We start from the raw sequence: 19555 nt of genomic DNA, 5'->3' as shown, positions 1-19555 counted from the left end.
GGGTCAGTAGCCGCCGCTGCGGCCGGTGTTGCTGAAGATGACCAGCGCCAGCCAGCCGCAGCAGGCCAGCAGGGTCAGCGCGGTGAAGGCGTAGCCGAGGATCAGCCCCCAGGTGGCGAGCTGGTCGCCGTCCTCGCCGCTGGTCCGGATCTGTCGCTTGGCCACGTGGCCGAGGACGGCGCCGGCCGGCGGGAACACGAAGGCGAACACCAGCGACAGGATCGCCAGCACGTTGGTGCCCCGAACCGGGCCGGACGGCGGCGGGCCGTACTGGCCGTAGGGGCCCTGCGGCGGGTACGGCGGCTGCTGCCCCCAGTGCGCCGGCTGGTGCGGCTTCTGCTGCTCGTACGGTGACGGCTCGTCGGCGGGGGGCTCGTACGGCGAACGTTCCGGCGACCCGAACGACGACTGGTCCGGCGGCGGCGGGTACGGCGACTGGCCGGCCGGCGGTGGCGCGTACGGCGACTGGTCCCGGGGTGGCTCGTAGGGTGACGGCGGCGGCTCGTCCCCCGGGGGGCCCGACGGTGGCGGGTAGCTCACGGCTGTCCTCCTCCTGCCGGTGCCGGAAAAGTCCTTCTTGCCGGACGGTACCCGCAGCGGTGAACCTTTTCACAGCGGTTGTGTGGACTGGTCACCTTGGCCTTGCCGACCGGGAGGCCGATACTGACCGAGCGTTCAGTTACCCATGAGTAGTGCGCTGATCCCCGGAGGCTGAGATGGCCCGACTCGCCCAGACGCCCGGCCTGACCGATGTGCAGCGATCGATCCTGGAGACCGTCCGGGAGTTCGCCGACAAGGAGATCATCCCGCACGCCCAGCGGCTGGAGCACGCCGACGAGTACCCCACCGACATCCTCGACGGGATGCGCGAGATGGGGCTGTTCGGCCTCACCATCGACGAGGAGTACGGCGGGCTCGGCGAGTCGCTGCTCACGTACGCCCTCGTGGTGGAGCAGTTGTCCCGGGGCTGGATGTCGATCTCCGGCATCGTCAACACCCACTTCATCGTCGCGTACCTGATCTCCCAGCACGGCTCCGCCGAGCAGAAGGCCCGCCTCCTGCCGAAGATGGCCACCGGCGAGGTGCGCGGCGCGTTCTCCATGTCCGAGCCCGAAACCGGCTCCGACGTCTCGGCGATCAAGTCCCGGGCCGTTCGCGACGGCGACAGCTACGTGCTCAACGGGCAGAAGATGTGGCTGACCAACGGGGCGTACTCCTCGGTGGTGGCCACCCTGGTCAAGACCGACACCGGCGCCGAGTCGGTGTACGGCAACATGAGCACCTTCCTGCTGGAGAAGGAGCCGGGCTTCGGCGAGACCGCCCCCGGCCTCACCATCCCCGGCAAGATCGAAAAAATGGGTTACAAGGGCGTCGAGACCACCGAGATGGTGCTCGACGGGGTGACCGTGCCCGACTCGGCCATCCTCGGCGGCGCCGACAAGGTGGGCCGCGGCTTCTACCAGATGATGGACGGCATCGAGGTCGGCCGCGTCAACGTGGCCGCCCGCGCCTGCGGCATCTCCATCCGCGCCTTCGAGCTGGCCGTCGCGTACGCCCAGCAACGCAAGACCTTCGGCCAGCCGCTCGCCCGGCACCAGGCGATCGCGTTCAAGCTCGCCGAGATGGGCACGAAGATCGAGGCCGCGCACGCCCTCATGGTCAACGCCGCCCGCCTCAAGGACGCCGGCCAGCGCAACGACGTCGAGGCCGGGATGGCCAAGCTGCTCGCCTCGGAGTACTGCGCGGAGGTCGTCCAGGAGGCGTTCCGCATCCACGGCGGCTACGGCTACTCCAAGGAGTACGAGATCGAGCGGCTGATGCGCGAGGCCCCGTTCCTGCTCATCGGCGAGGGCACCTCGGAGATCCAGAAGACCATCATCTCCCGCGGCCTGCTCAAGGAGTACAAGCTCTGAGCTGCCCCTGGTCCGGTTCGATGGCCAGCTCCCGCGGTCGGAACCGGTAGTCCTCTAACGCGGCGATCAGCCGGTCCTCCGGCACCGCCGTGTCCCGGCCGCCGACCACCGGCGCCGGCCGCAGCGACTGCCAGACCGCCGGCCGCAGCCGCACCCCGTTCAACCGGCCGTCGCGCCGGTGCGGGCTGACCCGGTCGATGTTCGTCCAGTCCACGATCTGGCGGCCGTGCCGGATCGCGCTGGCGGTCAGCGCCAGCCGTCCGGTGAAGCGCGCCTCTTCGTAGACCCCCCGACCGAGCCAGGCCGCGACGCCGACGGCGAGCACCGGCCGCGTCAGGTCGACCCACCGGCCGTGCGGGGGCAGGTTGGCGATCAGCCACCCGCCGGTCGCGATCAGCGTGGTCGCACCGGCTGCCAGGTCGACCCACCCGGCGAGCGACCGGCGTGCCACCAGGCCCGGTTCGACAGCGTCCCGGCCGCAGACGCGCTCCCGCCAGCGCAGATGCCCCGTCCGCCGTGGCCACCACCGCCCGGTCAGCCCCCGCAGGCCGATCGCCGACCAGAGCGCCAGGATGGCGGTGGACGGGTTGATCCGAGGAAACTGAAGCAGCCCACCGGCGACCCCGGCGGTCACCACCAACCCGGCCGTCAGAGCCAGGAGCCGGCGCGGCCAGAGCCCGTCGCCCAGCGCCGGCACGCGGCCGCGTCGCGGGATGAACATGCCCGCAGCGTACGACCACCGGGAAACCCGTATCGGGGATGGACGCGCGCCGCCTAGGGTCGGTCAACGGCTCCTGAACGACTGCTACCGACTACGGGGGTAACGTGGCCGCGATCGTCTCCAGCGCTCGATTTCGCACCGCGGTGGCGGGGAAGTGAAGGCTCTTCCCCCGTGGTGGCGGCCACTCCTGGCGACGAGTCGCGTGCTGGCGGCAAAGGACGCGGCCGAGGTCCGGCGGTGGACCTCGAACCCGTCCGCCGCCGACGCCGACGAGGGCGACGCGGAAGATCCGCCTCTGCTGCTTCGCCTGTCACACCTCGCCGGAGCGCTCACCGAGCACGTGGACGACATGCCCGCGAGTGAACGTGTGGCCTTCTTCGGAATCCTGGACGCGGTTCTGGCCGATGGCGACCAGTCCGAGAGGGACGCCGTGGCGACCGGATTCCTCGAATCCATGATGGCCGCGGCGGATCGGGGCTTCGACCTTCGTCGGGTGTGGCACGAGCTGGGCCCACGAGCGCAGCGGTACTGCCGGGACTGGAACGCCTTCACGGGGGTGCGGTCGCCGGACTTCATGCGGCCAGCCTGACGTTCGTGCCAACGCCAGCTCACGTGGTGCCCGGCCGGCACCCGGAAATAGCCGAAGCGCAGCCACCGGCCCGTCGGCGGCTTCCGGTCCGTCCGGCCGTCGGCCGGTTCGAAGGGCCGAGCCTGTCGGACCGACGCGGGTTCAGCCGAGCCGGGTCAGGCCGGCGGCGGCGCGCTCGACGATGAGGCAGTGGTCCTCGACGTAGTCCATGCCGGCCTCCTCGGCGATCCGTCGCGCCTCCGCCGAGACGATGCCCAGTTGCAGCCAGACGGCCGGAGCGCCGATCGCCGCCGCGTCCCGGACCACCTGCACGGCGTCGGCCGCCGGCCGGAACACGTCCACCAGATCCACCGGGTGTGGGATGTCGGCCAGCGTCGGGTACGCCCGCTCGCCGAAGAGTTCGTCGACGGTCGGGGTGACCGGGATGATCCGCCAGCCGTACCGCTGCATCTGCAACGGCACGCCGTGCGCGGCCTTGCGCGGGTCGCGCGACGCGCCCACGACGGCGATGACTGCGGAGTCGGCGAGGATCTGCTGAGCGGTACGCACCCGCCGACTGTAGCGCCGCCTGCCGTCTAGAGCAGGGTCAGCTGCTCGGCGGCCGGCGGTGGGGGCGGCTCGGGCAGCCGACGGTTGTCACCCAGCTCGCCCCGGTGCAGCCCGTGGCGGCGGGCGGCGATCCGCACCCGGGCGGTCAGCTCCCGCTGGTACGCCTGCGGGGCGTACGCGCCGGCCCGGTAGAGCTCGCGGTAGCGGGGCGCGAGGTGCGGATGCTCCCGAGCGAGCCACTGCGCGTACCACTCCCGGGCGCCCGGGCGCAGGTGCAGCGCCAGTGGGGTCACGCTGGTCGCCCCGGCGGCCGCGATCGCCGACACGGTGGCGTCGATCGACTCGTCGCCGTCGCTCAGCCCGGGCAGGATCGGCGCCATCAGCACCCCGACCTCGAAGCCGGCGTCGGTGAGCCGGCGGACCGCGTCCAGGCGGCGGCTCGGATGCGGCGTGCCGGGCTCGACGCCACGCCAGAGCTGCTCGTCGACGAAGCCCACCGAGTAGGAGATGCCGACCCTGGTCACCTCGGCGGCTTGGCGCAGCAGCGGCAGGTCTCGCAGGATCAGCGTGCCCTTGGTCAGGATCGAGAACGGGTTGGCAAAGTCGCGCAGCGCCGCGATGATCTGCGGCATCAGCCGGTAACGCCCCTCGGCCCGCTGGTAGCAGTCCACGTTGGTGCCCATGGCCACGTGCGCCCCTCGCCATTTCGGCGCGGCCAGCTCCCGCCGCACCAGCTCACCGGCGTTGACCTTGACGATCACCTGCCGGTCGAAGTCCGCACCGGCATCGAGGTCAAGGTAGGTGTGGGTGTTTCTGGCGAAGCAATTGTGGCTCACGACGCCGTCGGCGATGAAGTCGCCGGTGCCAGTGGTGATGTCCCAGAGCGGCAACTCCAGCCCGAGCGCGTGAATGTCGACGACGCGGAGTGACGCCTGGCATTTCAGCGCGACACCCTCGATCGAACGCTTGCGAGTGATGGCCGGGTCGGTCAGGTGGAAGAAGCGCAACCGCGCCGGGAGACCGCCGGTCAGCCGTACATAGCGCAGGCGGTTCGTCCGCCTCCGGTCCTCGAGGACGGTCGCGAATCCAAAGGCGCGCAGTGCTTCCGTCGTGTGGCTGAGGACCTGATCGTCGCAGTTGGCGATTCTCAGGATGCCCTGGCTGCAACTGCCTTCGGCATCGAAGATGCCAGCAAGAAACCCTCGTTGCCAGTCAGGAGTCGAATGCTGCGGCCATTGGACGATCTCCCTGATTGCATCGACCTTCTGCTTTCCCGAGGCCCGGATTGCCTCCATCGGCCGCCGGTCGGGCCTGGCCTGGCCAAAGGAGGTGCGGCTTGTGCCGACGCCCTCTTCCTTCAGATACCGCTCGGTACGATCGAGGGCCTCGCTGTCCGCGAGCGCCAAGCGGAACCGGTGACTCCAGCTCCTGCCTGTGGCATAGGTGCCTATGGTTCCGTCGCCGCGCACCATGCCGCAGAGATAGCCGCGTCGGTAGTCGTGGGAGGCTTTGGGAGTTGTCTCGAACGCCCCAGTGCCGATCAGGCGATTGTTGGTGGTGAGGTAGGGCCGTTGATCGGCGCCGAACATGCCGCCGGTGACGTGTTTCCAGCCTCGCTCCGTCAGGAAGCGGTGGTCCGCGCTGGCGAGGAGTGTCGTGCCGTCCTCCAGGATGACACGGTAAACCGGTTTCACGGTGGACCATTTGTCGAGAACGGTGGTGACGACGTATCGGCGGTAGGCGCCGCGTCGCTCGGTCCCGTAGATGCGGTCGCCCGACTCGAGCTCGCTGATCGGTTTCGTGCGTCCGTCCGCCATAAGAATCGGGGTGTCGCCCGAGACGCAGTACACACACGCGTGAGAGCAGCCCCGGTACGGGTTGATGGTCCACTCGAAGGGCACGCGGGACTCGCCGGGCACCCGGTTGAGGATGGATTTGGCCTGCACCTCGTGGAAGGTCATCCCGGCGAACTCGGGGGTGTCGAAGGTGCGCACGATGGCGCCGGGCAGCGCCAGCGGCAGGGGTGGCGTCGCTGGCGCTGCCCGCTCGGGGTCTCCCTCAGCCGGGGGAGCGGTGAGGTTGTCCCAGCGCATGGGCACTACTCGAACATGTGTACGAGGTCCGCGCAAGTGACCCGCCGGACACCGGAGCCCACCCGGCGGTCGCGCGGGGGAGGATGGACACCATGGAGAGGTCGACCTTCGTGTACGACGGGGACTGCGCGTTCTGCACGACGTGCGCGGAGTTCATCGAACGCCGCATCCCCACCGCCGCCCGGGTGGTGCCCTGGCAGTTCGCCGATCTGGACGCGCTCGGCCTCACGGTGGCCCAGGGTGAGGAGGCCGTGCAGTGGGTCGGCGCGGACGGCTCACGCGCCGCTGGGCCGGACGCCATCGCGAAGCTGCTCGCCGCGAGCGGTCCGCTCTGGCGGGTCGCCGGAGCGGGGCTGCGGTTCCCCCCGGCGCGCGCCGTGGCCTGGCCCGCGTACCGCTGGGTGGCGCGAAACCGGCACCGGCTCCCGGGTGGCACGGCGGCGTGCTCCCTGCCGCAGGAGGCCCGGGAGCGGCTCTACGGGCCGGCCGGCCGTCCGAGCGCCGGGGCCTGATCCCCGCGCCGCGCCGGCTCCGTGCCGGCGTCCACCGGGGCCTGGTCGGGTGGCTCGGCGTCGGCGTTCGGTAGGGCCGGCTCCGGCTCGTCCTTCGGTGCGCCGGAGGTCTCGCGGCCGGTCAGCCGACGGGCCCAGACCAGCGGGCGGACCCGCTCCAGCGGTAGGAAGCTCGTCATCGCGGCGAGGTGCGGCGCGAACGAGATCGTGATGGTCGCGATGGTCACCACGTGGAACGAGTAGAAGAAGCCGACCATGGCCAGTCGCCAGCGGGCCGGTAGCAGGAACACCACGGGGCTGAACAGTTCGAAGGCCACGATGCCGAACTGGGCGACGATCAGCAGGTACGGCACCTGGGCGATGAGGTCCGCCAGGTCGGTGCCACGTCGGATGATGGCCCGCGCCAGCACCGAGCCGGTCAGCCAGTCCAGGTCGCCGAAGCGCAGCTTGGCCCAGGCCGCCAGGAAGTACGTGCAGATCACCGCGATCTGGGTGACCCGCAGCGCCCAGCCGCCGGCCTCGGTGCGGGTGGTGTCGCCGTGGCGGGCCCGGCCGGCGGTGGGCAGCACGGCCAGTGCGACGAGGAGCCCGAACCGGTCGTGGTCGACCTTCCCGTAGCTCATCGCGATGATCATCCACTCGAGGTAGAGCGCGCAGACCGACCAGCCCAGCAGCCGGGGCGCCCGGCCGGTCGCGGCGAGCAGGGCCAGCAGCAGCAACGCCCAGAAGATCACCGCCACCAGCGTCGGCGTCGGCGTCGGCAGCCGGAGCAGCCGGCCGATCAGCAGGGGCTGGTACAGCTCGCCGGGCACGCTGGCCCTGGTGCGTACCCATGGGGTGAAGACCACCAGGTCGGCGGCGACGAACAGGTAGATCAGGGTGCGGAAGGCGGCGATCCGGCCGCGCGGCACCGCCTCGGTCAGCCAGCCGCTCATCGGGAGACCTGCCAGCGGACCACGGTCTCGTCGGTGTGCTGCCCGGTGGGTCGGCCGGCACGGATGCCGTGCCAGCGGATGACGATGCGGACCTCGACCAGCGCCGGGGCGGCCGGGTGGCGTTCGGCGTACGCGTCTGCCACCTCGGCGAGCAGCGTCGGGTCGGCGGCGTACCGGTCCTGCTGGCCCTCGATCTCGGCGCGGCGGATGCCCGTGGCGCCCTGGTCGAGGTCGACCACGGCCCCGGTGCTGTTCACGCCCTCCACCCGGGTGTCCGGGGCGGGGGCGTTCGGCGGGTTGGAGGTGGCGTACATCCGGAACGGGCCGAACGGGAAGTCGTCGTCGCTGCCCCAGAAGGTGCCGAGCAGCAGTAGGACGAGGCCGAGAGCGGTCGCGCCCAGCCGGGTCGCGCGCCCGCGGGTGGTGAGGGTCTCCATCAGGTCGTGACGATACGGGATGTACCGGCCGTGTCGGGTCCCTCCGACGGTCAGTTCCGCGTGCCCAGGTCGGTGATCATGCACGTGTGCCCGGGTACGACGAAGGGCCGGACCCGAATCGGGCCCGGCCCTTCGTCGTGCCGTCGCGGGGACGGCTCAGTGGTTGTGCTCGGCCAGCTGCTTGCGGACGTCGTCCATGTCCAGCGCCTCGACCTGCTCGATCAGGTTCTCCAGCGCCGACTCGGGAAGCGCGCCCGGCTGGGCGAAGACGATGACGCCGTCGCGGATCGCCATGATCGTCGGGATCGACCGGATGTCGAACTTCGCACCCAGCTCCTGCTGGGCCTCGGTGTCGACCTTGCCGAAGACGATGTTCTGGTGCTTCTCCGAGGAGCGCTCGTAGACCGGGGCGAACCGCTTGCACGGACCACACCAGTCGGCCCAGAAGTCGACCAGGACGATGCCGTCGTTGCCGGTCACCTCGTCGAAGTTCGCCGAGGTCAGCTCAACGGTTGCCATTGCACTCTCCGTTCACCGCGGTTTGTCTGCGTCCCGTAAAACCAGGGCTGACCGTATCGAATTCCCGGGCCGTTCAGCACGAAACGTGCGCAGGGCCGCCCGGGGCCCTCGGCGGTCATCGAACTGCGTCAGTTAATCCCGTCCTGCGGAACGCAAGTGCATGACGCACTTGCGTGACCTGCGGTGATGGGAGCGATTCCAAGGAGATCAACCCGATCGAGGGCTACGAATCGGTAACTTGAGCCCTGACGAGGAGGTATCCGGCCTGCGGAGATCGCTGATCAACCCGCCCTTCGTCACGGAGAGTAGTGTTACAAAAAGATAAATGTGACCTCGATCTCTGTTGGACCTACGTCGCCGTAGGGCAGAATTCCTCGCATCAGAGCGTGGGCGGCGGGTGCCGGGGAGGGCCCCGCCGCTCATTGCGTCTCCCCTCGGGTGGGTGACCGGTGTGACATTTCCGCCGGGGCCGCGCCCCGACCGTCGCCTTAACCACCGGTAAGGCATGCTGTGCCGAACTCCATCGCCGCCCGTCGAAGGGGACCAGGATGCAGTTCGGCCGCTACTACGAGGAGTTCGAGGTCGGCGCGGTCTACCGGCACTGGCCGGGCAAGACCGTCACCGAGTACGACGACCACCTCTTCTGCCTGCTCACCATGAACCACCACCCACTGCACATGGACGCGCACTACGCCGCGACGGCCAGCCAGTTCAAGCGCAACGTGGTGGTCGGCAACTACATCTACTCGCTGCTGCTCGGCATGTCGGTGCCGGACGTCAGCGGCAAGGCCATCGCCAACCTGGAAGTCGAGTCGCTGCGGCACGTGGCGCCCACCTTCCACGGCGACACCATCTACGGCGAGACGACGGTGCTGGACAAGCGCGAGTCCGGCTCCAAGCCGGACCGGGGCGTCGTGTCCGTCCAGACCCGCGGTTACAACCAGGACGGCACCATGGTCTGCGTGTTCCGCCGCAAGGTCATGGTCCCCAAGCGGGAGTACGCGGCCAACGCCGTCGCCGAGGGAGTGGACCCGGAGCGGCCCAGCTTCCCGAACCCGCGCTGACCTCCGGGCGGCGCTGAACAGGAGTCGCCGCCCGCCCTGGTACGGGCCTTCCTCCCACAGCAGGTTCTGCCGGGGAGGGGGCCCGTCGCCCGTTTCGGGGCTTATGCTGGCGCCGGAGGTTCCGATGAGCCACTCCGTCGCCGGAGAGCCGCCCTCTGCCGGCCGCCGCGCCGCACCCTTGACCACCGCCGTCTACTCCGCCGCCGAGTGGGACCTGCTCACCAGCCTGCCCGCCCGGGTGCTCGTGGCCGCCGCGGCGCCCGGCGCCGGCCGCCCGGAGCGGGGGGTGATGGCGGGCCTCGCGGGCCTGGACGCGATGGCTGCCGGCCGCGGGTTCGACAGTGATCTGGTCCGTGCCGTGGTCGCCGCGATCTACGCCCGCCACGACGGCGCCCCGACGCCCGCCGAGCGGCTCACCGACCTGGTGGACCTGCTGGTCGCGTGCCGGGCGGCGGTTCGGGTCCTGCACCGGCGCGCTGATCCCGCCGACTCAGCCGCGTACCGCCAGTGGGTGCAGTCGGTCGCGGCCCGCGTCTGCCGGGCGGTGCCCGGCCCCGGCGGACGTCCGGCCAGCCCCGCCGACCGACGCTTCCTGGACCGGCTGGGTGACGCGCTCGGCCTCGGCTGAGGTCGGCGGGCCGTCGCGGCGGACGCCGAGGTGGCCCGTACCCTCTGATGACCGTGACCGACGACCAGCTTGAGGTGGGCGTGGGCCCCTGGCCGGGGGACCCGCCCGAGGACCCGCGCTACGACCCGGAGTTGCTGGCCGAGGGGGACCGGCGCAACGTGGTCGACCGCTACCGCTACTGGCGGCTCGAGGCCATCGTCGCCGACCTGGACCGGCGCCGGCACGGCTTCCACGTCGCCATCGAGAACTGGCAGCACGATTTCAACATCGGCACGGTGGTGCGCAACGCCAACGCCTTCAATGCCGCCGAGGTGCACATCGTCGGACGGCGGCGGTGGAACCGGCGGGGCGCGATGGTGACCGACCGATACCAGCACGTGCGGCACCACGAGACGATCGAGGAGTTCGTCGACTGGGCGGTCGGGCGGCGGCTGCCCGTGCTCGGCATCGACAACCTGCCCGGCTCCCGCCCGCTGGAGACCGGCATCCTGCCGCGGGACTGCGTCCTGCTCTTCGGCCAGGAGGGGCCGGGCCTGTCCGCGCCCGCGCGTGCCGCCTGCGCTGCGCTCTACTCCATTGCACAGTACGGCTCGACCCGGTCCATCAACGCGGGCGTGGCCAGCGGCATCGCCATGCACGCGTGGATCCGTACGCACGCCGGCCCGCCACCGGACTGACCCTCGCCTCGTCGGCGTAATCGGGCGTTCCGGCTTGACGTGCCAGCGATGCCGGGTGACGGTGGGGTTGTGAGTGTCGCGGTGAGTTGTCCGAGATGCGGGGGCCCGGTACGGGCGCCGGATCTGATGCACACCGAGTCGAGGTGCCTGCGCTGCGGTCCCGTGCCGCCGCTGCACGTGCCCGAACACATCGGAGCGGAGATCGTCGCGAGCGTGGTGGAACGGATCGCCGCGACCGCCGGTCCACCGGGGACGCCGCTGTGGTGCCCGTGGCCGCTGCCGCCAGGGTGGACCCTCACCGGCGTGGCGTACGCCGGTGACGACCGCACCGGGGTGCGGGCGACGGCGGTGGCCTGCGCGGGGCCGGCGCCGCTCGACGACGGCCCGGCGGATCTGGTTTTCGTGGCCGAGGAGCCGGGCGTCGGCCTGGGCACCCGGCTCGCCGGCCTGGCCGGCCCGGATCCCGGACCGGAACTCGCCGACGCGCTGACCGATCCCGGCCCGGGGCACCCCGAGCACGTGGGGCAGGCCAGGATCCGGGTCGGCGGGCATCCGACTCCACTGTGGTTGGTGAATTCTCCGACGGATCGAAGCGCGTACGCCGGCGAGGCTCGGGGAATGTGGCTGCATGCGATAGCCTGGCCGGCGAGTGCGGGTCATCTCCTCGCGGAAGACGTCGTGTTGCACGACCTGACCGAGTGGACTCCGCCCGAGCTCGTGTACGGCGCACCATCCCCGTACCTGTCCGGGAGGGCTTGACAGCCTTCCGGGTTTGACGGAGAACGGACGCAGATCTTCACTGTACGACACCACACTGATACTCTGGGTGCCGCTGCGGTAATGGGACCCGGCGCCGCGCGAGAGGATGGCCCGCCATGGTCAAGAAGGTCCTCACCTGGGCCGGAATCGCATTCTTGATCTTCTTCGTCGCCTATCGGCCAAACTCTGCGGCTGATGTGTTCAAGTCGCTGGGCGGCGGGATCATGGACATCGCCCAGGGGTTCGGCGACTTCTTCACCAGCCTCGTCGCCTAACCGTCGATGGGCAGCCCCTCCGGTCCACCCTTCGACCCGGACGACCCCGACCGGGAACGTCGCGAGCGCGACACCGAGCCGATACCGCGGATCGGGCCGGACGACGGCCCGGGCTACGGAGCCGGTCCCGGCCTGTCCGACGGGCCGTCCCTTTCGGACGACGTCGGCTACGGCGATGGGCCCGGCTATGCCGGCGAAGGGCGGTCCGGCCGGGGCTGGATCCGCGACCCCGAGGCCGCCTACCAGCCACCGCAGATCTCCGAGGACGAGCTCGCGGGGTTGCGTGCCGACGCGACGGGGGCGACTCCTCGGCGGGTGCTTCCGCTGGAGGACGAGCCCAGCTCGCTGGTCGCCCGCTACCTCTTCCCCACCGAGCGCTACCGGGGCGAGTGGAAGCGGCACTGGATCCACCTCACCAACCCGCTCCTGATCGGCATCGCGGCGACGTTCGTGCTCGGCTACCTGTCCGGCTTCCTCGCCGGCAACAACGTGGGCGCGCTGACGACCATCGCGGTGCTGCTCTGGTTCGCCGTCATGGGCTGGGTGGCCTGGAGGGTCGCCGACTGGTGGTATGACCGCTTCATCCTGACCAACAAGCGGGTCATGGTGGTAAACGGCATCGTCACCCGCAAGGTGGCCATGATGCCGCTGGTCCGGGTCACCGACATGAAGTACGAGCAGACGCCGACCGGCCGCGCACTCAACTACGGCACCTTCGTCCTGGAGTCCGCCGGCCAGGAGCAGGCGCTGCGCGAGATCAAGAATCTGCCCAACCCGAACGAGCTGTACCTGCGCGTCGTGGAAGAGATGTACGAGCCGCAGGCGGTCGAGGCGCGGTTGGGCAAGGAGGCCGACGAGGCCAAGGCCGACGACGGAGCGTGAAAGTTTTCGTCCGAACATCGGAGCAAGTGCGCACCTTTCGTCATGGACCGGAACGCCTCCGACGTGGCACTCTGCCAGGACGGTGTGGGTGCGGAGGTGCGCTGTGGCGAGCAGGGACCCGTTGGAGGAGGAGTTCCGCGAGTTCGTCGCGGCTCGCTCCGCCGCCCTGCTCCGTACCGCCTATCTGCTCGCCGGCGACTGGGCCACGGCCGAGGATCTGCTCCAGACGGCGCTGACCAAGACCTACCTCGCCTGGAAGCGGCTCGGCGGGATCGAGGCCGTCGAGCCGTACGCCCGTCGTGTGATGGTCAACACCTCGACGAGCTGGTGGCGGCGCCGCTGGCACGGTGAACGCCCCACCGAGGTGCTGCCCGAACGGCCCGGTGTCGACGAGATCGAGCAGCAGCTCGACCGCGACCTGCTCTGGCGGCACCTCAGGGAGCTGCCCAGCCGGCAGCGGGCGGTGCTCGTCCTGCGCTACTACGAGGACATGTCGGAAGCACAGACGGCCGCGCTGCTGGACATCTCGCCGGGCACGGTGAAGAGCCAGGCCTCCCGGGCGCTGGCCACGCTGCGCCGACGGATGGGCACCGCCACCCCGGACCTGGCCGACGCCCTCGGCCCGGACCGGAGCGTCAACTCCGCCCTCTCCGGCCGGGGCCGCGACGCCGGCCTCTCCAGCGGGAGCCGCGATGCCGCTCTCTCGGGTCGGGGCCCTGGCGCTGCTGGCTCCGGCCGGGGCGACGCCGCGCGAGCCGGCCGAGGTGCCGACGCTGCCCGACCCGGGCCGGCCGGGACGGATTCAGGGGGCCGTGCCGAGGCGACGCCGCGTCCGGCGGCCGACCGGGCCGGGCCGGGAGCGGTCGCACCCCGCCCGTCCGTGCCCCGCCCCATCGCACCGGCGGTCGAGCTGCCCACCGCTCCGGCGGCCGTGCCCGTCGGCACCGGCGCCGGAGACCAGCAGTGAGCGCATTCTCTCGGCGGCCCGACAACCTGACGGGCGGTCCGCAGCGTCCTAACCAGGTGCGATGTGACCAGCTGGAAGGTGCGGTGCGGGAGACTCTCTCGCACCAGGTCGCCGTCACCCGTCCACTGACCGCCGACCCGGCCGGTCAGGCCGTCCGCCGGGCCAACCGGATCCGGCGGCGGCGTGCCGGTGTCGGTGTCGCGCTCGGAATGGTCACCACCGTGCTGATCGGCTCCGGCATGACGCAGCTCGCCGACGAGACCGGCCGGCAGGGCCCGCCCATCGTCGTGATCGGCGATCCGGATCTGTCGGCCCGGCCGCTCCCCTCGGCCACCGTTGCCCCACCCGCGCCATCGCCCGGAACACCCGCCGGCCTGCTCCTCGACGGCACCCTGATCAACCCCGACGGCAAGCGGCTGGCGCTGCCCAGCGTCGGGCCCGCCGAACGCGCCCACAGCCTGCCCAGCGGCGCCGGACTGCTGGTGGTCGGTGCCCCGACCACCGCCGGCCGTTCCCTCTGGGTCGCGCAGGACGACGGCCTGGTGCAGGTACTGCTGGCCGGTGCGGGCCAGATCGTTCTCGCGCCCGACGCCAGCCAGGTCGCCTGGCGCGACGGCAAGGAGCTGCTCGTGGCGGGAGTCGTCGGGAGTCAGCTCATCGGCACGGTGCGCATTCCGGTCCCGGACGGCGCGAAACCCGTCCGGTTCGTCGGAAGCAGCGTGCTGGTCCGGCTCGACCCGGATGGGCCGACCCATGCCCTCTGGCGGCCCGGCGCGGGGGAGCTGACCGCGGTGTCCGAGCGGGGCACCCTGAACGTCTACGGTGCGCTGCCCGACGGGCGGCTGATCGGTCAGGTGTCCGCGAGCGGGCCGGGTGGGACCTGCCTGGCGGCGCTCGACCCGAAGCGGGCCTTGAAGCCGGTACGCACCGCCTGCGGCATCCAGTTGAGCCGGGACGGCGCCGGCGGCGTGTCCGACGACGGGCGGTGGCTTCTGGTGAACGGAAAGGTCGGCGCGAGCGACCAGGCCGTCCTGGTCGACTTGCAGCGGCTCGGACCGACGCTGAACGCCATGCCGGCCGGCCCGGCTTTGAGTGGCGCTGTCGCCTGGACGACCGGGACGGACGTCTCCTACGTCGACAGCGCCGGCAAGCTGGTTCAGGTCGACGTCGAACGGGTGCGTGCCGGGCAACCGGCCGAGCCGGTGCCCGTGGACGGCCTTCAGCCCGGTGACCGGCCGGTCCTGGTAACCAGCTCCTGATCCGCGCCCGGGTCCCCCCGTTGGTCGCGGCGTCCCGCGCTGCGAACGACCGGCTCGGCTCGCTGGTGCGCGTTGCGGTGCCCTGAGCCGAGGGCGGCGCGGGGCCCGGCGCGCGCAGAGGGCCACGCCCCGGGGCTGGCCGGGCACCTACGCGAGCCGGATTCGGGTCTGCTGGGTAGCGTCGGGAGGTGACCTCGCGTACCGGCCCCGCGCCGCGGATCGACCTGCACGCCCACTCGACCGCCAGCGACGGCACGCTCAGCCCGGCCGACCTGGTCCGTGCCGGTGCCGACGCGGGTCTGGACGTGCTGGCCATCACCGACCACGACACCACCGCCGGTTGGGCGCCGGCCGTGCGGGCGCTGCCGCCCGGTCTGCGTCTGATCCGAGGCGCCGAGCTTTCCTGCCACTGGTCGGGCGCGCGGCCGCCGGTGCCGCTGCACCTGCTGGCGTACCTGTTCGACCCCGACCACCCGGAGTTGGTCGCCGAGCTGACCCGGGTGCGGGCCGCCCGCGAGGAGCGCGGCGAACGGATCGTGGCGCTGCTGCGCGCCGACGGCATCGACGTGCGCTGGCCGGACATCCTCTCCGGGGCGGGCGGCGGCACGGTGGGTCGCCCGCACATCGCGCAGGCGCTGATCCGCGCCGGTCTGGTAGCCAGCACCCGGGAGGCGTTCGGCCCGGACTGGCTGGGCGAGCGGTACCGGCTGCCGAAGGAGGACATCGACGTCTTCCGTGCGGTCCGGCTGGTCCGGGCCGCCGGGGGCGTACCGGTCTTCGCCCACCCCCGAGCCACCCGACGTGGTCGGGTGGTGCCCGACGAGCTGATCGCCGAGCTGGCCGCCGCCGGGCTGGCCGGCCTGGAGGCCGATCACGAGGACCACAGCCCGGCCGAGCAGGCGCACGTCCGCGCGCTCGCCGCCGAGTTGGGCCTCCTGGTCACCGGATCCTCCGACTTCCACGGCACCCACAAGAGCGTCCAGCTCGGCGCGTTCACCACCGGCATCGAGGCGTACGAGCGGATCGTCGCCGCCGGGGTGACCGGGGTCGCTTCGGGCTGATCCGCGTAATTCGCCCACCACGGCGCGGCTAGGTTGATCACGTGGATCTGAAGCTGTTCGGCGAGGTTTTCGTGACCCTGCTGGTGATCACCGACCCGCCGGGCATGATGCCGATCTTCCTGGCGCTGACCGGACCATTGCCCGCGCGCGACCGCAACCGGGCAGCCTGGCAGGCCGTCGCGCTGGCTCTCGGCGTAATCGTGATCTTCGCGGTGGCCGGGCAGACCCTGCTCGCCTACCTGCACGTGGACCTGCCCGCGTTGCAGGCCGCCGGTGGGCTGCTGCTCGTCCTGGTCGCCCTGGAACTGCTGACCGGCAAGGCCGACGATCCCAGCCAGCAGGTCACCTCGAACATCGCGCTGGTGCCGCTGGGCACCCCGCTGCTGGCCGGACCGGGCGCCATCGTGGCGACCATGCTCTTCGTCCAGCAGGCCGACGGGTTCGGCGACTTCACCGCGATCGCCGCGGCCATCCTCGCCGTCATGGTCGCGGTCTGGATCGTGCTGCGCTTCTCCGGCGGCATCGTGAAGATCCTGCGCCCCGGTGGCATCGAGGTGTTGACCCGGATCGCCGGCCTGCTGCTGGCCGCGATCGCCGTCCAGCTCATCGCCGACGCGGTGGCGGCCTTCGTGACCCAGTACGTGAACATGACCTGACCGGCACACCCGGAATGTCGGCGGTGGATGGCAGGATCGCAGGCGTGCGACGAGCCTCTTCAGCCGGACGACCCGCCGCGGGCGGTCGAGCCCCTCAGCAGCGCCCCGGTGGCGCCGAGCAGCTCGGCTTCGAGGGGATGCCGGAACGGCTGTTCGTCTGCACCCCGAGCAAGCTCGGCGCGTACGCGGACTGCCCCCGCCGCTACCGCTACTCCTACGTCGACCGGCCCGCACCGCCGAAGGGCCCGCCGTGGGCGCACAACTCGCTCGGCGCCAGCGTGCACACCGCCCTCAAGAACTGGTACGCGCTGCCCGCCGACCGCCGCCGCCTTGAGGCGCTGGCCACCCTGCTCAAGGGCACCTGGGTCCGTGAGGGCTACCGCGACGACGAGCAGGAGCGGGCCGCCTACCGGCGGGCGCTGACCTGGCTGGAGGGGTACGTCGAGACGCTGGATCCGGAGTCCGACCCGCTCGGTGTCGAGCGGGTGGTGGCGGTCAAGACCGCCGTGCTGGCCTTCAACGGCCGCGCTGACCGCATCGACTCGCGCCCCGGGCCGGAGGGCCCGGAGCTGGTCATCGTCGACTACAAGACGGGCCGCACCGGGCTGGACTCCGACGACGCCCGAGGCTCGCAGGCGCTGGCGCTCTACGCCTACGCGGCCGAGCGGGTGTTCCGCCGACCGTGTCGCCGGGTGGAGCTGCACCACCTGCCGACGGGCACGGTCGCCGGCCACGACCACACCGTCGAGTCGCTGACCCGCCAGTTGACCCGAGCAGAGGACACGGCCCGCGACATCATGGCCGCCGAGCGGGCCGTCGCCGACGGCGGCGACGCCGACGAGGCGTTCCCGGTGGCGCCCGGCCCGCGGTGCGGTTGGTGCGACTTCCGGCGGCACTGCCCGACCGGGGCGCAGACGCCGGGCAAGGAGCCGTGGGCGGCCGTGGACCGGCCCGCCGACGGCTGACCCTGCGCGGCCTGCCCGCACCTGACCCCGAGCGTGGTCCGGCTGGTCAGCCGGCCAGCGAGGTCGCGGTGTGCCGCTCGGCCCGCTCCTTGGCGGCCTGTATCAACGGCCCCTCCAGATAGCGGCGCGGCACCGCGGCGAGCGCCAGGCGCAGGGCGCGCACCGTGAGGTCCGCCGACAGTTCGGTGGTGGGCAGCCCCAACCCGCCGTACATTCGCCGGGCCCACGGAGGCAGCAGCGCGAGAGCGGTGCCGGCGATTCCCAGGTACGCCCAGCGCGGCGGGCCGAGGGTGAGGCCCAGCCGGGCGGGCAGGCTGAGTTTCCACGGCAGCGGTGGGGCGGTGAGGAAGATCGCCGTCTCGGCGGCCTCCCGGGTCATCCGCAGCTCCGGCCGCACGGCGCGGTAGTACGCCGCCACCTCGGCAGCGGTGCCCGGCACCGTGGCCGGGTCCAGCCCGACGAGAGCGGCCGACCGACGCTGCTCGGTGTAGTAGCCGTCCACCTCGTCGTCGGTGAGCGGCAGGCCCGCCCGCCGGGCCGTGCTGAGGAACGATTCGACCTCGGTGACGTGCACCCAGCGCAGCAGGGCCGGGTCGTCGATCCGGAACTCCTCGCCGGTGGTGGTGTCGGTGGCCCGCAGCCGGGCGTGCAGGCGACGCAGTCGCGCCCCGGCCTGCTCCGCCTCAGCCGTGGTGCCGTAGACGGTGGTGGCCACGTAGGTGGCGGTGCGCACCAGTCGCCCCCACGCGTCGGTGCGGTAGTTGCTGTTCTGCGCGACCCCGGCCATGGCCCGGGGGTGCAACGCCTGGAGGTAGAGCGAGCGCAGGCCCGCGACGATCAGGATCGGCTCCTCGTGCACCTTCCACGTGACCGAACCCGGACCGAAGAGGCCGAGGTCATCGGAGTCCACCGACCAAGCGTGCCACGGGCCGCCGGTCGGTGCCGGTGGAGCGGGCGGGTCAGCTGTCGGCGGCGCGGCGCGACTGGCAGCTCGGGCAGAGGCCCCAGAAGGTCACCTCTGCCTCGTCCACCTCGAAGCCGTGCGCGGTGCCCGGCTCCAGGCACGGAGCACTGCCGACAGTGCAGTCGACGTCGGCGATCTCGCCGCAGCCCCGACAGACCACGTGGTGGTGATTGTCGCCGGCGCGCGCCTCGTACCGGGCGGGACTGCCGGCCGGCTCGATCCGGCGGGACAACCCGGCCCGGCTCAACGCCCCCAGCACGTCGTAGACCGCCTGCGTGGAGACAGAGTCGAGGCGTTCGCGGACCCGCCGGGTGATCTCGTCGACCTCCAGGTGACCCCCGTCGGCGAGAACGTCGAGCACCGCGAGGCGTGGTCGGGTGACGCGCAGGCCCCTCGATCGCAACAGTTCCTCGCCACCGGACATGCGCCAATGACAGCACGTACGACCAGCAGCGACAACCGTCGCCTGCCAGGGGTGGCCACGGACACAGCCCGCAGGACCGACCAGCGGGGTCGCGCCGTGCTGAACCTGATCGCCGCCGCGCGCGTGTCTTTGGGCGAGAGCTCGGGGACGACCGGCGGTCCGTAGGCTGGCAATCCCCTCACCGTGATCCACCTGGAGGTGTCGATGTTCGAGGAGATCCTGGGTCTACCGGTACACGTCCTCGTGGTCCACGCGGTGGTCGTCATCGTCCCACTGCTGGCGGTGCTGGCCATCGGATACGTGGGGCTGCCGCGCTGGCGGCACCGACTGGACTGGGCGCTGGGCATCCTCGCCGTGGTCGCGCCGGTGACCGCGTTCGTGGCCGTCGAATCCGGTGAAGCCTTCACCGACGCCCTGGTCGCCCGCGGCTACCAGGGTCAGATACTCGACCAGATCTTCGAGCACTCCCGCTACGGCGACATTCTGTTCCGGATCGTGGTGCCCCTGGGGATCGTGGCCATCGCGCTGCTCGTGGCGACCAGCGGACACCCGCGGGTGCCGCGGCTGCCGGCACTGGTGACGCCGGTGCTCGCGGCGGCGACCGTCGCGCTGGCCATCGCCGCCCTGGTCTACGTCTACCTGACGGGTCACTCCGGCGCCGAGGCCGTCTGGGGCACCACTCTCTGACTGGCCGGTCCGGGCGGGC

Annotated in this window: 24 protein-coding genes; 15 read left to right on the top strand and 9 right to left on the bottom strand. The window is 71.7% G+C overall.

The window, feature by feature from the left end; translation table 11 throughout:
- Nucleotides 1-3 precede the first annotated feature (3 nt).
- Nucleotides 4-540, bottom strand: a complete 537-nt coding sequence (locus OG505_RS23325) for a DUF4190 domain-containing protein (protein ID WP_405427540.1) — start codon at nt 538-540, stop codon at nt 4-6.
- A 176-nt stretch (nt 541-716) separates the two neighbouring features.
- Here OG505_RS23325 and OG505_RS23320 point away from each other — a divergent pair, with 176 nt between their 5' ends.
- A complete protein-coding gene (locus OG505_RS23320) occupies nt 717-1913 on the top strand; it encodes an acyl-CoA dehydrogenase family protein (protein ID WP_354855922.1) in 1197 nt (398 codons plus the stop codon).
- On the opposite strand, the gene OG505_RS23315 is transcribed toward OG505_RS23320, so the two are convergent.
- On the bottom strand, nt 1894-2634 hold the full coding sequence (locus OG505_RS23315; protein ID WP_405427538.1) for a hypothetical protein: 741 nt from the start codon (nt 2632-2634) through the stop codon (nt 1894-1896). The genes OG505_RS23320 and OG505_RS23315 overlap by 20 nt on opposite strands.
- Before the next feature lie 202 nt (nt 2635-2836).
- Here OG505_RS23315 and OG505_RS23310 point away from each other — a divergent pair, with 202 nt between their 5' ends.
- Nucleotides 2837-3223 (top strand): hypothetical protein, encoded by a 387-nt coding sequence (locus tag OG505_RS23310; protein WP_405427536.1) that lies wholly within the window; start codon nt 2837-2839, stop codon nt 3221-3223.
- Nucleotides 3224-3364: 141 nt separating this feature from the next.
- Here the strand turns inward: OG505_RS23310 and OG505_RS23305 are convergent, their stop codons facing one another.
- On the bottom strand, nt 3365-3772 hold the full coding sequence (locus tag OG505_RS23305; RefSeq protein WP_405427534.1) for a CoA-binding protein: 408 nt from the start codon (nt 3770-3772) through the stop codon (nt 3365-3367).
- Between the two features lie 26 nt (nt 3773-3798).
- Nucleotides 3799-5865 carry an intein-containing Rv2578c family radical SAM protein gene (locus tag OG505_RS23300; protein WP_405427533.1) on the bottom strand — a complete coding sequence of 689 codons (2067 nt, stop codon included), beginning with the start codon at nt 5863-5865 and terminating at the stop codon, nt 3799-3801.
- Between the two features lie 92 nt (nt 5866-5957).
- Between OG505_RS23300 and OG505_RS23295 the strand changes: the two genes are divergently transcribed.
- Nucleotides 5958-6377 carry a thiol-disulfide oxidoreductase DCC family protein gene (locus OG505_RS23295; protein WP_405427531.1) on the top strand — a complete coding sequence of 140 codons (420 nt, stop codon included), beginning with the start codon at nt 5958-5960 and terminating at the stop codon, nt 6375-6377.
- On the opposite strand, the gene OG505_RS23290 is transcribed toward OG505_RS23295, so the two are convergent.
- The 3 genes from OG505_RS23290 to trxA form a co-directional block, all read right to left on the bottom strand.
- Nucleotides 6341-7312 carry an MFS transporter permease gene (locus OG505_RS23290; protein ID WP_405427529.1) on the bottom strand — a complete coding sequence of 324 codons (972 nt, stop codon included), beginning with the start codon at nt 7310-7312 and terminating at the stop codon, nt 6341-6343. The genes OG505_RS23295 and OG505_RS23290 overlap by 37 nt on opposite strands.
- Nucleotides 7309-7749, bottom strand: coding sequence for a hypothetical protein (locus tag OG505_RS23285; protein ID WP_405427527.1), 441 nt, complete (start codon nt 7747-7749; stop codon nt 7309-7311). Before OG505_RS23285 ends, OG505_RS23290 begins: the two co-directional genes overlap by 4 nt.
- A 156-nt stretch (nt 7750-7905) precedes the next feature.
- On the bottom strand, nt 7906-8268 hold the full coding sequence (gene trxA, locus OG505_RS23280) for a thioredoxin (RefSeq protein WP_030329190.1): 363 nt from the start codon (nt 8266-8268) through the stop codon (nt 7906-7908).
- Between the two features lie 548 nt (nt 8269-8816).
- Here trxA and OG505_RS23275 point away from each other — a divergent pair.
- The 11 genes from OG505_RS23275 to OG505_RS23225 all read left to right on the top strand — a co-directional run bounded on the left by OG505_RS23275 (nt 8817) and on the right by OG505_RS23225 (nt 17461).
- Nucleotides 8817-9332 carry a MaoC family dehydratase gene (locus OG505_RS23275; RefSeq protein WP_405427525.1) on the top strand — a complete coding sequence of 172 codons (516 nt, stop codon included), beginning with the start codon at nt 8817-8819 and terminating at the stop codon, nt 9330-9332.
- 103 nt (nt 9333-9435) lie between these two features.
- A complete protein-coding gene (locus OG505_RS23270; RefSeq protein ID WP_405427523.1) occupies nt 9436-9960 on the top strand; it encodes a hypothetical protein in 525 nt (174 codons plus the stop codon).
- Nucleotides 9961-10013: 53 nt separating this feature from the next.
- A complete protein-coding gene (locus OG505_RS23265; RefSeq protein WP_405434657.1) occupies nt 10014-10637 on the top strand; it encodes a TrmH family RNA methyltransferase in 624 nt (207 codons plus the stop codon).
- Nucleotides 10638-10685: 48 nt separating this feature from the next.
- Nucleotides 10686-11396, top strand: coding sequence for a DUF6758 family protein (locus OG505_RS23260; RefSeq protein ID WP_405427522.1), 711 nt, complete (start codon nt 10686-10688; stop codon nt 11394-11396).
- 116 nt (nt 11397-11512) lie between these two features.
- Nucleotides 11513-11671 carry a hypothetical protein gene (locus OG505_RS23255; protein ID WP_007455302.1) on the top strand — a complete coding sequence of 53 codons (159 nt, stop codon included), beginning with the start codon at nt 11513-11515 and terminating at the stop codon, nt 11669-11671.
- Between the two features lie 6 nt (nt 11672-11677).
- On the top strand, nt 11678-12553 hold the full coding sequence (locus OG505_RS23250) for a PH domain-containing protein (protein ID WP_405427520.1): 876 nt from the start codon (nt 11678-11680) through the stop codon (nt 12551-12553).
- Between the two features lie 103 nt (nt 12554-12656).
- Nucleotides 12657-13520 (top strand): SigE family RNA polymerase sigma factor, encoded by an 864-nt coding sequence (locus OG505_RS23245; RefSeq protein WP_405427518.1) that lies wholly within the window; start codon nt 12657-12659, stop codon nt 13518-13520.
- A gap of 83 nt (nt 13521-13603) precedes the next feature.
- On the top strand, nt 13604-14779 hold the full coding sequence (locus OG505_RS23240; protein ID WP_405427516.1) for a hypothetical protein: 1176 nt from the start codon (nt 13604-13606) through the stop codon (nt 14777-14779).
- 188 nt (nt 14780-14967) lie between these two features.
- Nucleotides 14968-15840, top strand: coding sequence for a PHP domain-containing protein (locus tag OG505_RS23235; RefSeq protein ID WP_405427514.1), 873 nt, complete (start codon nt 14968-14970; stop codon nt 15838-15840).
- Nucleotides 15841-15881: 41 nt separating this feature from the next.
- Entirely contained in the window at nt 15882-16496 is a 615-nt protein-coding gene (locus OG505_RS23230) for a MarC family protein (RefSeq protein ID WP_405427512.1), read from the top strand.
- Nucleotides 16497-16633: 137 nt separating this feature from the next.
- Nucleotides 16634-17461: a RecB family exonuclease gene (locus OG505_RS23225; protein WP_405434656.1), complete on the top strand. Its 828-nt coding sequence runs from the start codon at nt 16634-16636 to the stop codon at nt 17459-17461.
- A 46-nt stretch (nt 17462-17507) separates the two neighbouring features.
- Here the strand turns inward: OG505_RS23225 and OG505_RS23220 are convergent, their stop codons facing one another.
- A complete protein-coding gene (locus OG505_RS23220) occupies nt 17508-18371 on the bottom strand; it encodes an oxygenase MpaB family protein (protein ID WP_405427510.1) in 864 nt (287 codons plus the stop codon).
- A gap of 49 nt (nt 18372-18420) precedes the next feature.
- Nucleotides 18421-18849 (bottom strand): Fur family transcriptional regulator, encoded by a 429-nt coding sequence (locus OG505_RS23215; RefSeq protein ID WP_234584363.1) that lies wholly within the window; start codon nt 18847-18849, stop codon nt 18421-18423.
- A 204-nt stretch (nt 18850-19053) separates the two neighbouring features.
- Between OG505_RS23215 and OG505_RS23210 the strand changes: the two genes are divergently transcribed.
- The gene (locus tag OG505_RS23210; RefSeq protein WP_405434655.1) at nt 19054-19536 is read left to right on the top strand and encodes a DUF2231 domain-containing protein; all 483 of its coding nucleotides are present in this window, start codon (nt 19054-19056) and stop codon (nt 19534-19536) included.
- Nucleotides 19537-19555: the final 19 nt, after the last annotated feature.

The organism is Micromonospora sp. NBC_00617 (assembly GCF_045161355.1).
Taxonomy (GTDB): Bacteria; Actinomycetota; Actinomycetes; order Mycobacteriales; family Micromonosporaceae; genus Micromonospora.
The sequence above is the reverse complement of the archived record's forward strand: the minus strand, read 5'-3'. Positions and strand labels throughout refer to the sequence as shown.

Coding starts and splice junctions, on each gene's coding strand:
- OG505_RS23320 (WP_354855922.1), top strand. CDS start 717: ATGGCCCGACTCGCCCAGACGCCCGGCCTGACCGATGTGCAGCGATCG.
- OG505_RS23315 (WP_405427538.1), bottom strand. CDS start 2,634: ATGTTCATCCCGCGACGCGGCCGCGTGCCGGCGCTGGGCGACGGGCTC.
- OG505_RS23300 (WP_405427533.1), bottom strand. CDS start 5,865: ATGCGCTGGGACAACCTCACCGCTCCCCCGGCTGAGGGAGACCCCGAG.
- OG505_RS23295 (WP_405427531.1), top strand. CDS start 5,958: ATGGAGAGGTCGACCTTCGTGTACGACGGGGACTGCGCGTTCTGCACG.
- OG505_RS23290 (WP_405427529.1), bottom strand. CDS start 7,312: ATGAGCGGCTGGCTGACCGAGGCGGTGCCGCGCGGCCGGATCGCCGCC.
- OG505_RS23285 (WP_405427527.1), bottom strand. CDS start 7,749: ATGGAGACCCTCACCACCCGCGGGCGCGCGACCCGGCTGGGCGCGACC.
- trxA (WP_030329190.1), bottom strand. CDS start 8,268: ATGGCAACCGTTGAGCTGACCTCGGCGAACTTCGACGAGGTGACCGGC.
- OG505_RS23275 (WP_405427525.1), top strand. CDS start 8,817: ATGCAGTTCGGCCGCTACTACGAGGAGTTCGAGGTCGGCGCGGTCTAC.
- OG505_RS23270 (WP_405427523.1), top strand. CDS start 9,436: ATGCTGGCGCCGGAGGTTCCGATGAGCCACTCCGTCGCCGGAGAGCCG.
- OG505_RS23260 (WP_405427522.1), top strand. CDS start 10,686: ATGCCGGGTGACGGTGGGGTTGTGAGTGTCGCGGTGAGTTGTCCGAGA.
- OG505_RS23255 (WP_007455302.1), top strand. CDS start 11,513: ATGGTCAAGAAGGTCCTCACCTGGGCCGGAATCGCATTCTTGATCTTC.
- OG505_RS23250 (WP_405427520.1), top strand. CDS start 11,678: ATGGGCAGCCCCTCCGGTCCACCCTTCGACCCGGACGACCCCGACCGG.
- OG505_RS23225 (WP_405434656.1), top strand. CDS start 16,634: ATGCCGGAACGGCTGTTCGTCTGCACCCCGAGCAAGCTCGGCGCGTAC.
- OG505_RS23215 (WP_234584363.1), bottom strand. CDS start 18,849: ATGTCCGGTGGCGAGGAACTGTTGCGATCGAGGGGCCTGCGCGTCACC.
- OG505_RS23210 (WP_405434655.1), top strand. CDS start 19,054: ATGTTCGAGGAGATCCTGGGTCTACCGGTACACGTCCTCGTGGTCCAC.